The 11,779-nt window shown below is 68.4% G+C and carries 12 protein-coding genes and 1 pseudogene; 5 read left to right on the forward strand and 8 right to left on the reverse strand.

All coding sequences use genetic code 11. The annotated features are described in order from the left end of the window. Positions 1-58 precede the first annotated feature (58 nt). Entirely contained in the window at positions 59-247 is a 189-nt protein-coding gene (locus tag HZI36_RS04840) for a BrnA antitoxin family protein (RefSeq protein ID WP_179401501.1), read from the forward strand. 21 nt (positions 248-268) lie between these two features. Here the strand turns inward: HZI36_RS04840 and kynA are convergent, their stop codons facing one another. Both kynA and kynB read right to left on the reverse strand, forming a co-directional pair. Continuing rightward, the gene (gene kynA, locus HZI36_RS04845; RefSeq protein ID WP_179401822.1) at positions 269-1,210 is read right to left on the reverse strand and encodes a tryptophan 2,3-dioxygenase; all 942 of its coding nucleotides are present in this window, start codon (positions 1,208-1,210) and stop codon (positions 269-271) included. A 91-nt stretch (positions 1,211-1,301) separates the two neighbouring features. Then, complete coding sequence (gene kynB, locus HZI36_RS04850) at positions 1,302-1,937, reverse strand: arylformamidase (RefSeq protein WP_179401502.1); 636 nt, start codon at positions 1,935-1,937, stop codon at positions 1,302-1,304. A 129-nt stretch (positions 1,938-2,066) separates the two neighbouring features. On the opposite strand from kynB, the gene HZI36_RS04855 reads away from it, so the two are divergent. After that, positions 2,067-2,567 carry an Lrp/AsnC family transcriptional regulator gene (locus HZI36_RS04855; protein ID WP_179401503.1) on the forward strand — a complete coding sequence of 167 codons (501 nt, stop codon included), beginning with the start codon at positions 2,067-2,069 and terminating at the stop codon, positions 2,565-2,567. Here HZI36_RS04855 and HZI36_RS04860 read toward each other — a convergent pair. Further along, positions 2,554-3,063, reverse strand: coding sequence for a flavin reductase family protein (locus HZI36_RS04860; protein WP_179401504.1), 510 nt, complete (start codon positions 3,061-3,063; stop codon positions 2,554-2,556). The genes HZI36_RS04855 and HZI36_RS04860 overlap by 14 nt on opposite strands. Before the next feature lie 227 nt (positions 3,064-3,290). Here HZI36_RS04860 and HZI36_RS04865 point away from each other — a divergent pair. Together HZI36_RS04865 and msrA are read left to right on the forward strand one after the other, a co-directional pair. Then, a pseudogene (locus HZI36_RS04865) lies at positions 3,291-4,921 on the forward strand (methyl-accepting chemotaxis protein); the annotation flags it as partial. A 73-nt stretch (positions 4,922-4,994) separates the two neighbouring features. After that, the gene (gene msrA / locus HZI36_RS04870) at positions 4,995-5,540 is read left to right on the forward strand and encodes a peptide-methionine (S)-S-oxide reductase MsrA (protein WP_179401506.1); all 546 of its coding nucleotides are present in this window, start codon (positions 4,995-4,997) and stop codon (positions 5,538-5,540) included. 86 nt (positions 5,541-5,626) lie between these two features. Here the strand turns inward: msrA and HZI36_RS04875 are convergent, their stop codons facing one another. From HZI36_RS04875 to pdxH, 3 genes are all read right to left on the reverse strand, one after another. Beyond that, a complete protein-coding gene (locus HZI36_RS04875) occupies positions 5,627-6,814 on the reverse strand; it encodes a DUF72 domain-containing protein (protein WP_179401507.1) in 1,188 nt (395 codons plus the stop codon). Next, on the reverse strand, positions 6,807-8,060 hold the full coding sequence (locus tag HZI36_RS04880) for a class I SAM-dependent methyltransferase (RefSeq protein ID WP_179401508.1): 1,254 nt from the start codon (positions 8,058-8,060) through the stop codon (positions 6,807-6,809). Before HZI36_RS04880 ends, HZI36_RS04875 begins: the two co-directional genes overlap by 8 nt. A 127-nt stretch (positions 8,061-8,187) precedes the next feature. After that, complete coding sequence (pdxH, locus tag HZI36_RS04885) at positions 8,188-8,832, reverse strand: pyridoxamine 5'-phosphate oxidase (RefSeq protein ID WP_179401509.1); 645 nt, start codon at positions 8,830-8,832, stop codon at positions 8,188-8,190. A gap of 129 nt (positions 8,833-8,961) precedes the next feature. Here pdxH and HZI36_RS04890 point away from each other — a divergent pair, with 129 nt between their 5' ends. Continuing rightward, the gene (locus HZI36_RS04890; protein WP_179401510.1) at positions 8,962-9,816 is read left to right on the forward strand and encodes a tRNA threonylcarbamoyladenosine dehydratase; all 855 of its coding nucleotides are present in this window, start codon (positions 8,962-8,964) and stop codon (positions 9,814-9,816) included. Between the two features lie 63 nt (positions 9,817-9,879). Here HZI36_RS04890 and trxA read toward each other — a convergent pair whose 3' ends face one another. Together trxA and HZI36_RS04900 are read right to left on the reverse strand one after the other, a co-directional pair. After that, on the reverse strand, positions 9,880-10,728 hold the full coding sequence (gene trxA / locus HZI36_RS04895; protein ID WP_179401511.1) for a thioredoxin: 849 nt from the start codon (positions 10,726-10,728) through the stop codon (positions 9,880-9,882). 51 nt (positions 10,729-10,779) lie between these two features. Then, entirely contained in the window at positions 10,780-11,661 is an 882-nt protein-coding gene (locus HZI36_RS04900; protein ID WP_179401512.1) for a pirin family protein, read from the reverse strand. Positions 11,662-11,779: the final 118 nt, after the last annotated feature.

Consider the following 11,779-nt stretch of genomic DNA (forward strand, 5'->3'; position numbering starts at 1 on the left):
AACGTCGTTGCCAAGTGGACCGGCTCCCGGCACGATTGGAAAGGCGCGATGACGCAGTTTGCACTGCTTTACCCGGAGCGATTCAATATCGGAATCTGAGTCTCAACCCGCCTCACACACGAAATTCCGGATACCTCCGGATGCCGACGTACTGAGTTGGTTCAAGTCGCAAGGTCATGGCTACCAGACGCGCATCAACAAGCTCCTGCGCGCGTACATGCAGGCGCATCAGCGGCGGCATTCCTGAATAACACCGCGCGTGCGGAGCTCAAAGCACTGTTCTCACATGCCAAAGCTCCGGAAACAGCACGACGTCCAGCATCTTCCTCAGATAGGGCGCGCCGCTCGTCCCGCCGGTTCCCTGCTTGAACCCGATGATCCGCTCGACCGTCGTCACGTGCCGGAACCGCCATTGCCGGAATGCATCCTCGAGATCGACGAGCTCCTCCGCCATCTCGTAAAGCTCCCAGTGCGCCTGCGGATTGCGGTAGACCTCGAGCCACGCGTCCTCGACCGTCTGGTCGTGCAGCGTCGGCTGCGTCCAGTCGCGCTCGAGCCGTTCCGGCGCGATTGGGAAGCCGCGCCGTGCGAGCAGGCGGATCACCTCGTCGTAGAACGACGGCGCCTCGAGCGTCGCGCGCACCTGCGCGAGCACGTCGGGCCGGTGCGCATGCGGCTGCAGCATCTGCGGATTCTTGTTGCCGAGCAGGAATTCGATCTGCCGATACTGGTACGACTGGAACCCGGACGACTGCCCGAGGTACGGCCGCATCGCCGAATATTCGGACGGTGTCATCGTCGCGAGCACGCTCCACGCGGACACGAGCTGCTCGAGAATCCGCGACACGCGCGCGAGCATCTTGAACGCGGGCGGCAGTTCGTCGCGATGGACCGCGCCGAGCGCCGCGCGCAACTCGTACAGCGCGAGCTTCATCCACAGCTCGCTCGTCTGATGCTGGATGATGAACAGCATCTCGTTGTGGTCCGGCGACAGCGGATGCTGCGCGTTCAGGATCGGCTCCAGCGACAGATAGTCGCCGTAGCTCATCGACTTCGAGAAATCGAGCTGCGCGTTGTGCCAGCCGGCTCCGTCGTCGGGCCCGCCGGGCACGTGCGACGCTTCGTGAGTGGCTTCGTGGGTTGCTTCCTGTGTTGCGCGTGCGCCCGAGAACGGGCAGCCCGACGGTGCGTCGTCGCCGGGCGGCTGCATATGACCGGAATTCACGGTTGTCTCCCCAATGAAATGGATGGTGGGTTCGCGCCGGCGAGGCGGGCGCGATGTATTTGTTTCAACGCGCGTTTCAGCGCGGCGCCAGTTCGCGCAGCACCGCGCGCACCGGGCTCGCGTCGAGCGTCGCGAGCTTCAGCGGCAGCGCGATCAGCTCGTAGTCGCCGGCCGGGACGTCGTCGAGGACGATCCCTTCGAGAATCGCCATCCGATGCGCGCGGATGCGCGCGTGCGCGTCCATCGTCTTCGATTCCTGCGGGTCGAGCGACGGCGTGTCGATGCCGACGAGGCGTACGCCGTGCGCGGCGAGCAGGTCGATCGTCGCCGGCGCGACCGCGCAGAATCGCGGGTCCCACTCGGAAACGGGCGCGTGCGCGTACGTGCGTAGCAGCACGCGCGGCGGCGTGCCGTCGAGCGCGGCCGCGACGTCGCCGGGCTCGACGACCGGCGATGCGCCGATGCAGTGGATCACGCGGCACGGGCCGAGATACGCGTCGAGCGGCACCGCGCCGATCGGCGCGCCGTCGGCGGCGTAATGGAGCGGCGCGTCCGCATGCGCGCCCGTGTGCGGCGACAGCGTGAGCCGCGCGACGTTGACGGGCGAGCCGGCTTCGATGCGCCACACGCGCTCGATCGACACCGGCGTGTCGCCGGGCCAGACGGGCGTTTCAGCGGCGATGGAAGGCGTGATGTCCCAGAGCTTGTGCATGCGGCATGAACGGTGGATGGATGCTTCGCATGATAGGCGGATGTCCGCAAAAGGTGCTTGCGAAATAGACATGGACAATCGGCCGGATTGACAGATAATTCGAATAGGAGGGAAAACGGAGACCAAAAAATGCATGGCATCACGCTAGACGCCACCGACTGCCGAATTCTCGCGGTACTGCAGGAGGAGGGCAGAATCAGCAACCTCGATCTGGCCGAACGGATCGCACTGTCGCCGTCGGCCTGTCTGCGCCGCATGCGGCTGCTCGAAGAGCAGGGGGTGATCGAGCACTATCGCGCGTGCCTGAGCCGCGAAAAGCTCGGCTTCGAACTCGAGGCGTTCGTCCAGGTGTCGATGCGCAACGAGGAGACGCAATGGCACGAGCGCTTCGCCGACGCGCTGCGCGAATGGCCGGAAGTCGCCAGCGCGTTCGTGGTGACGGGCGAGAGCCACTATCTGCTGCGCGTGCTCGCGCACAACCTGAAGCACTATTCCGACTTCGTGCTGAACCGGCTCTACAAGGCGCCGGGCGTGATGGACATCCGCTCGAACATCGTGCTGCAGACGCTGAAGGACGAAGCGGGCCCGCCCGTCGCGCTGGCCCGCACCGGGCCCGTCAAAGCGATGTGAGGCCGTGGAATGCGCCGCCGTGGAACACGAGCGGCGCGAGATCGGCGGCGTCCGGATGCACGCCGCAGCGCTCGACCTCGCCGACGAAGATCACGTGATCGCCTTCGTCGTAGCGGCTGCGGTTGTGACACTCGAACCACGCGAGCGCGCCGTCGAGCACCGGCATCCCCGATTCGCCGGCCGCGTGCGACACGCCTTCGAAACGGTCGCCCTTGACGGTCGCGAAGCGCTTGCACAGCTCGACCTGCGTGGCCGCGAGCACGTTGATCACGTAATGGCTGTTGCTGCGGAACACCGGCATCGACGCCGAGCGCTGCGCGAGGCTCCACAGCACGAGCGGCGGCGCGAGCGACACCGTATTGAACGAACTCGCGGTGATCCCGATCAGTTGCCCGGACGGCGCGCGCGTCGTGATCACGGTCACGCCGGTCGCGAACTGGCCGAGCGCTTGCCGGAACATGGCGGAATCGAAGTTCGGCGGGCTGGCGCGGGTCATCGGCGGGGCGTCCGGAGCGAAACCCGCGGCGTGCGTGCACAGCGGGCGGAAAGAGCGAAACGTGTGAAACGTGTGAAACGGACGAGGGGCGGCAAGGCAGTTCTTCTGGAATCGGGGTGAATGGCCCCGATTTTAGCGGAATCGCGCGTGGCCGGCCCGGTCGAACCTCAAGTTATCCGGCCCCTTGCCGTAACTCCTGTCTTTCACGTCAGACAGGTAAACGAAAGATGAATGTAGGTAATTTGACGGTCAGGGCGAAGCTGACCGCCGCGTTCGGCTTGTTCGCGGCGCTGGTGCTGTTCGTGTCGGGCCTCGCGCTGTTCGCGCTCGCGGGGGCGAACGACCGCTTCGCCAGCTACGTGAACGGGGTCAGCGCGCGTGCGGGGCTGGTCGAGGACGTCCGGGCGGCGGTCGACCGGCGCGCGATCGCCGCGCGCAATCTGGTGCTCGTGACGAATCCGGGCGATCTTGAGCTCGAGAAGCAGGCCGTCGCGCAGGCGCACGCGCAAGTGCAGGCGAAGCTGAAAGCGCTCAACGAGAAGATCGCGAGCGCGACCGACACGACCGACGACGCGCGGCGCCTCGAGGCCGAGATCGAACGGATCGAGCACCGCTACGGGCCGATTACGCTCGCGATCGTCGATGCCACGCTGCAGGGGCGCCACGACGAAGCGATCCGGATGACGAACGAGCAGGGCCGGCCGCTGCTCGTCGCGCTGATCAAGGCGACCGATGCCTACAGCGACTACACGCGCACGCGCGCGCAGCAGATGCTGCGCGAGTCGGACGCGCGCTATGTGCTGCAGCGGCTGCTGCTGATCGTGATCAGCATCGCGGCGGCGAGTGCGGCGGTGATCGCGGCGCTGATGATCACGCGCAGCTTCACGCGCGCGCTCGGCGCCGAGCCGGGCACGCTCGGCGACGTGACGCGCCGCGTCGCCGAAGGCGACCTGAGCTCCGTCGACGGGATGCGCGCGGCGCCCGACGGCAGCGTGCTCGCGTCGATGGGCGCGATGCAGGAAAGCCTCGTGCGGCTGATCGGGCAGGTTCGCTCGGCGAGCGAGAACATCGCGACGGGCTCGAGCCAGATCGCATCCGGCAACCAGGATCTGTCGTCGCGGACCGAGCAGCAGGCGTCGTCGCTGCAGGAAACCGCGTCGAGCATGGAGGAGCTGACGTCGACGGTGCGGCAGAACGCGGAGAACGCGCAGCAGGCCAGCATGCTCGCGACGAGCGCGTCGGAGATCGCGCAGAAGGGCAGCACGGTCGTCGGCGAGGTCGTCGACACGATGGACGACATCAGCCAGAGCTCGACGAAGATCGCCGAGATCACGGGGATCATCGAGGGGATCGCGTTTCAGACCAACATCCTCGCGCTGAACGCGGCAGTCGAGGCCGCGCGCGCGGGCGAGCAGGGGCGCGGCTTCGCGGTCGTCGCGAGCGAGGTGCGCAGCCTCGCGCAGCGCTCGTCGAGCGCGGCGAAGGAGATCAAGGACCTGATCGGCGCGTCGGTGCAGAAGGTCCGGGACGGCTCGGCGCTTGCCGGCCACGCGGGCCGCACGATGGCCGAGGTCACGCACGCGGTCGCGCGCGTGACCGACATCATGGGCGAGATTGCCGCGGCGTCGAGCGAGCAGAGCTTCGGGATCGAGCGCGTGAACGTCGCGATCTCGCAGATGGACGGCGTCACGCAGCAGAACGCCGCGCTCGTCGAGCAAGCCGCGGCCGCCGCGCGCTCGCTCGAGGATCAGGGGCGCCAACTCACCCGCGCGGTCGCGTTCTTCCGGCTCGATCCGCCGCAGCCGGCGTGAGCGCCACGCCACCCGCTCGCCCGCGCGTGCCGGCCTTGCGGCGCGCGGGTCTTTTCCCCCGCCGGGCGTCCGGGTTCCTATACTGAGCACTTTGAAGACTCTTTCCCCCGAGGTGCAGACATGAGCGAAGTGGCAACGCTGGGCGGCGGCTGTTTCTGGTGCCAGGAGGCCGTGTTCCTCGACGTCGACGGCGTGACGGCCGTCGAATCCGGCTACGCGGGCGGCCATACGCGCAATCCGGGCTACCGCGACGTCTGCGACGGCGACACCGGCCACGCGGAAGTTGTCGCCGTGACGTTCGATCCGGCGCGCATCGGGTATCGCGAGATTCTCGAAATCTTCTTCGCGACGCACGATCCGACCCAGTTGAACCGGCAGGGGAACGACGTCGGCACGCAGTACCGGTCGGTCGTGTTCACGCACTCGGACGCGCAGCGCGACACCGCGCTCGACGTGATCCGCGAGATCGAGCGCGAGGGCGTGTACGCGCAGCCGATCGTCACACAGGTCGAGCCGCTCGGCGGCAATTACTGGCCGGCCGAGGATTATCACCAGAACTATTACGCGCGCAATCCGGGCCAGGGCTACTGCGCGGTCGTGATCGGGCCGAAGCTCGCGAAATTCCGCCAGAAGTTCGCGCACCGGCTGAAGTCCCGGCGTGGGTAAGCGGGTGAGCGGGTGAGCGAGGGCGTGCGAGCGGTTCGCGCGCGGGTTTGCGTCGTTCGGCGCCGGCAGGCAGGCGGTCCGCGTGCCTAGCCGGCGGTGTCGCCGCGCGCCTGCGCGCACGCGGCGGCGATTTCGCGCGCGAGCGCGATGCACGACAGCGGCGCGGAGCCTTCCGCCTTGTTGTTGATCGTGATCGTGACCGGCTGCCCGGCCAGCACGTAGCGCGCGACCAGTTTGGCGAGCGCGGCGCGCGTGACCGGATCCTCGTCGACGAGTCGGTCGAACGGCTCGTATTTCGCCTTCGCTTGCTCGTACTTGAAGCCGCCGTGCAGGCTCCAGCGCACGATCAGCGGGCCGGGCGCGTCGCCGTCGAGCAGCGCGAGCGCGGCCGCCTGCCGCGGCGGATCCGGCATCCGCGCATGCAGGCCGACGCAGTAGCGCACGCCGAGCGCCGCGAGCGCGCGGATGAAGCGCGGCGTGAGCAGGCTCGCGTCGCGGATCTCGACCGCGTAGCGCGGACCGTCGTCGGCCGTGAGTGGTGGTAAAGGCGGCAGCGCCGCGAGGAACGCGGAGATCCGGTCGATCAGCGCGGCCGGATCGGCGAGCAGGTTGTCGGGCAGCGGCGAGAACTGGAACACGAGCACGCCCGCCTTGCGGCCCAGGCCTTCGAGGCACGGCTTGACGAATTCGTCGGTCGCGAGCGTCGCGTCGAGAAACGTCGGGTTCGGCCCCGACGGCTCGCCGCGCCGGCCGCGCACGACCGCGTCGGTGACCGACGCCGGCGCCTTCACGACGAAGCGGAAGTCGTCCGGCACCTGCTGCGCGTAGCGCAGATAGTCGGCGACCGACAGCGGCGCGTAGAACGAGCGATCGAGGCTGACGCTCTTCAGCAGCGGATGCTGCGCGTACGCTTCGAGGCCTTCGCGGGAGAGCTTCGTCTGCGCGTAGTCGCCGTCGAACACGATGCCGTCCCAGCCGGGGAAATACCACGACGACGTGCCGAGCCGCACGTTCGGCGGCAACGCGGCCGCGGCGGCGGCGACGTCCGGTGCGATCGGGGCCGGCGCGACGCCGCGCCGGCGCTTCTTCGCAGCGGCGGGCGGCGGATCGTCCGCCGCTTCGTTCGCTTCGTTCGCGTCGTTCGTCAGTCGGCCGGCATCGTCGCCGGACGCCGCGCCGAACAGATCGAATTGCCCATCGTGCCGATCCTGCCCATCCGGCGGCGGCCCGTCCGGATCGCGCGGTTGCCCGCGCCGTGCGCTGCCGTCACCCATGCGTGCCGGTGTGAGGCACCGCCGCGTCGCGCGGCAGCGCGTTTTCGTACATGTAGCGTCGCGACCACGGCAACGTTTTTGCGCTTTGGCCGGCCTTGCGGCACACCATCTGGAAGATCGACACGTCGTCGTGCTCGAACGCATACGCGCAGCCGGCCAGATACACGCGCCAGATGCGGAATTTCTCGTCGTCGACGAGCCTGCGCGCTTCTTCCGCGTGCGTCTCGAAGTTCTCGGTCCAGATTTCGAGCGTGCGCGCGTAGTGCCGGCGCAGGCTTTCGATGTCGATCGCCTCGAGCCCGCCGCGCTGCGCCGCTTCGAGCGCGAGGCTGATGTGCGGCAGCTCGCCGTCCGGGAACACGTAGCGGTCGATGAATTCGCCGCCGCCGAGCGCGGTTTCGCCGCTGTCGGCGTCGGTCGACGTGATCCCGTGATTCATCGCGATCCCGTCGTCGGTCAGCAGCTCGCCAATCTTCGCGAAATAAAGCGGCAGGTTCTTGCGACCGACGTGCTCGCACATCCCGACGCTCGTGATCCGGTCGAACTGCCCGTTGATTTCGCGGTAGTCCTGCAGGCGGATTTCGATCAGATCCTGAAGGCCGGCGGCCCGGACGCGCTCGGTCGCGAGGTCGAACTGGTTCTGCGACAGCGTGACGCCGACGCAGCGCGCGCCGAATTTGCCCGCCGCGCGCAGCACGAGCGCGCCCCAGCCGCAGCCGATGTCGAGCAGGCGCTGGCCGGGCTGCAGCCGGATCTTCGTCAGGATGTGGTCGATCTTCTTGATCTGCGCGGTCGCGAGGTCTTCGTCGCCGTTCTCGAAGTACGCGCACGAATAGACCATGTTCTCGTCGAGCCAGAGCTCGTAGAACGCATTCGACACGTCGTAGTGATACTGGATTGCCTTCTTGTCGGCCGTCTTCGAGTGACTGAAGTAGCGCCGCACGCGCGCGAGCTTGCTCGCGCTCGTGACCGTGCTGCGCGCGAGCGAGTAGCTGATGTTGATGATGTCGGACAGTTTGCCCTCGATGTCGATCTTGCCCTGCACGTATGCTTCGCCGAGGTTGTCGAGACTCGGTTCCAGCAGAAGCGGCAGTGCCGACGCGCTATTGACCTTCAGCGTGACCTGCGGCGCCGCGAACGTGCCGAAGTCCAGTTGATCGCCGTTCCACAGCACGAGGCGCGCGGGGATGTCCGCCTTTGCTCGTACATCGTCCGCCCACTGTGCCAGCTTCTTTTCCCAGAACATTTCGAATCTCCGAAGTTCGTTGAAATGAATACAGCCTAGCTTCTTGACGGCGCCCGCCCGCAAGCGAGGCGGGCGCCCGGAATCCGTGCGAAACCGCGAAGCGCGCGCCATCGGCGCGCGAGCGCTGCTACGGCGACAGGCGATCGATCGTCCAACCGTGCGGCGCATCGGGCTCGCGCGTGTAGCGCAGCCGGTCGTGCAGCCGCGACGGGCGGCCCTGCCAGAATTCGAACGCATCGGGCACGACGCGATAGCCGCCCCAGTGCGGCGGACGCGGCGGCTCGCCGCCATACCGATCGGCAAGCGCCTTCTCGCGCGCTTCGAGCGTCGCCCGGCCGTCGATCACCGCGCTCTGCTCGGATGCCCACGCACCGATTCGCGAGCCGAGCGGGCGCGACGCGAAGTAGCGGTCGCTTTCGTCGGCGCTCGTCTTCTCGACGCGGCCCTCGATGCGCACCTGGCGCTCGAGCTCGATCCAGTAGAACAGCAGCGCCGCGTACGGATGCGCGGCGAGGTCGCGGCCCTTGCGGCTGTCGTAGTTCGTGAAGAACACGAAGCCGCGCGCGTCGACGCCCTTGATCAGCACGATCCGTGCGGATGGCCGTCCGTCGGCACCGACGGTCGCGAGTGTCATCGTGTTTGGTTCGGGAAGTTTCGCCGTGAGCGCTTCCTTGAACCACCGGTCGAACTGCGCGAACGGGTCGGGGTTCGCGTCGGCTTCGTCGAGCGACGCGCGGGAATAATTGATACGGAGATCGGCGAGTGTCGTCATGTTATGCGAACGCTTCAATCATGAAATTAGTATAGCGAAGCCCGAAGATTCCTGCGTGGCAGCGCCGCGTCGGGCGCGCGGCGATCAGGCAAAATAGCGGGCTGCACGACTTCCGTTTTCCCTGCCGCCATGTCCGCATCCGACCCCGTCCCGACACCTGTCGATCTTAACCCGAGCCCTCCGGAGCCGTTTGACGCCGATCGTGCGCGGCGCTTCGGCGGGATCGGCCGGCTGTACGGCCCGGCCGCGCTCGCCGCGTTCGAGCGTGCGCACGTCGCGGTGATCGGGATCGGCGGCGTCGGCTCGTGGACCGCCGAGGCGCTCGCGCGCAGCGCGGTCGGCACGCTGACGCTGATCGATCTCGACAACGTCGCCGAGAGCAACACGAACCGGCAGATCCACGCGCTCGACGGCAACTACGGCAAGGCGAAGGTCGACGCGATGGCCGAGCGGATCGCGCTGATCGATCCGGCGTGCCGCGTGCGGCGGGTCGAGGATTTCGCCGAGCCCGAGAACTTCGACGCGCTGCTCGGCGGCGGGTTCGATTACGTGATCGACGCGATCGACAGCGTGCGCACGAAGGTCGCGCTGATCGCGTGGTGCGTCGCGCGCGGGCAGCCGCTCGTGACCGTCGGCGGCGCGGGCGGCCAGCTCGACCCGACGCGGATCCGCATCGACGATCTCGCACTGACGATCCAGGACCCGCTGCTGTCGAAGGTGCGCGCGCAACTGCGCAAGCACCACGGCTTTGCGCGCGGGCCGAAGGCGCGCTTCAAGGTCGCGGCCGTCTACTCGGACGAGCCGCTGATCTATCCGGAAGTCGCCGCGTGCGACATCGACGACGGCACCGAGCCGTCCGCGGCCGCGGGTGTCGCGGGGCTGAACTGCGCGGGCTTCGGCTCGAGCGTCTGCGTGACCGCGAGCTTCGGCTTCGCGGCCGCCGCGCATGCGCTGCGCGCGATCGCGGCGCGTGCGGGAAGCTAGCGCGCGCCGGAGGCCCGGGCGCGCCGGAAGCTAAAAAAGGCCGGCGGGCGCCGGCCTCGTCGATCAGTTGAGCGCCATGCTCAGCTTGCGCCGCCACGCGGCGACGAGCTCCGGCTGGTAGCTCGCGAGCTCGAACACCGAGATCATCGTCTTGCGGCCGAGATCGTCGCCGAACGCGCGGTCGCGCTTGACGATCTCGAGCAGCTGCTCGAGCGCGCCGTCGTAATTGCGCCGCGCGATCAGCGCCTGCGCGAGGTCGAAGCGCGCCTGCAGATCGGCGGGATCGGCCGCGACGCTCGCCTCGAGCGCGTCGGTCGGCGGCAGGTCGGTCGTCGCGTCGAGCGCTTCGAAGCGGGCGACGATCGCCTGGTAGCGCGGATCGTCGCCTTGCGTCGTCTGCGGCGACAGCCGCGCGGCCTCGTCGCGCGCCGCGTCGACCGCGTTCTGCGCGAGCAGCAGCTCGATCAGGTCGAGCCGCGCGTCGTCGTAGCCGGGGTTCAGCGCGAGCGCCGCTTCGAGATGGCTGCGCGCGTCGCCGATGCGCGATTCGGCGAGCGCGGCCTGCGCCGCCTGCCGCTGCGCCTCCTCGGGCGCCGGCAGCAGCCGGTCGAGGAACGCGCGCAACTGGCCTTCCGGCAGCACGCCGACGAACTGGTCGACCGGACGCCCGTCCGCGAACGCGATCACGTGCGGGATGCTGCGCGTCTGGAAGTGGCCGGCGAGCTCCGGGTTTTCGTCGACGTTGACCTTGACGAGCTTCCAGCGGCCTTCGTAATCGTTCTCGAGCTTTTCGAGCAGCGGGCCGAGCGTCTTGCAGGGGCCGCACCACGGCGCCCAGAAGTCGACCAGCACGGGCGTGTCGAGCGACGCGTCGATCACGTCCTTCTCGAAGGTGGCAAGGTTGGTGTCCATGTCGTTCTCTCGGGTTCGAATGTGCTCAGGATGGGGGCGCCCCCGCGTTTTTCAACGCGGCTTGCGCTCGGGCAGCGGAATCCACTCGGTCTCGCCCGGCACCTGGCCCATCTGCTGCTGCGTCCACGCGGTTTTCGCACGTTCGATCGCCTCGCGGCTGCTCGCGACGAAATTCCATTCGATGAAGCGCTCGCCGTCGATCTTGTCGCCGCCGAGCAGCATCGCGCGCGCGCCGGCGTCGCTCGTCAGCGCGACGTCCGCGCCCGGCGCGAGCACCGCCATCCGCTCGGGCTCGAGCGGCACGCCGTCGATCGACAGCGCGCCGTCGACCAGATAGACCGCGCGTTCCTCGTGCGACGCGTCGAGCACGATGCGGCCGCCGGCCTCGAACTCGGCGGCGACGTACAGCGTGCGCGAGAACGTCGAGACGGGCGCGCGCAGCCCGAACGCGTCGCCGGCGATCACGGTCAGCGCGACGCCGTCGCGCGCGAGCTTCGGCAGCGTGTCGGCCGGATGATGCTCGAACGACGGCGGATCGTTCTCGTGCGCGACCGGCAGCGCGATCCAGGTCTGGATCCCGTGGATCGTGTGGCCGCTTGCGCGCAGCGCATCCGGCGTGCGCTCCGAGTGGACGATCCCGCGGCCGGCGGTCATCCAGTTCACGTCGCCCGGCGTGATCGGCTGCACCGAGCCGAGACTGTCGCGGTGCAGGATCGCGCCGTCGAACAGGTACGTGACGGTCGCGAGCCCGATGTGCGGATGCGGGCGCACGTCGAGGCCGCTGCCGGCCGGCAGCTCGGCCGGCCCCATGTGATCGAAGAAGATGAACGGGCCGACGAGGCGCGCGGCGAGCGCGGGCAGCACGCGCCGCACGAGAAGATTGCCGATGTCGTGCACGTGCGGCTTCAGCAGGGCTCGAATGGAGTCGGTCATGGCGGGAACCTGTGGTGGCGACGGGGATGCGGCCCATTGTACCGGCACCGGCCGCCGCTGGTCGCCGCCGGTCGTCGCCGGTCACTGCGTCGCGGCCGCACGAACCGTTTCCATGCGC

It is taken from the genome of Burkholderia guangdongensis (assembly GCF_013403875.1).
Taxonomy (GTDB): Bacteria; Pseudomonadota; Gammaproteobacteria; order Burkholderiales; family Burkholderiaceae; genus Burkholderia; species Burkholderia guangdongensis.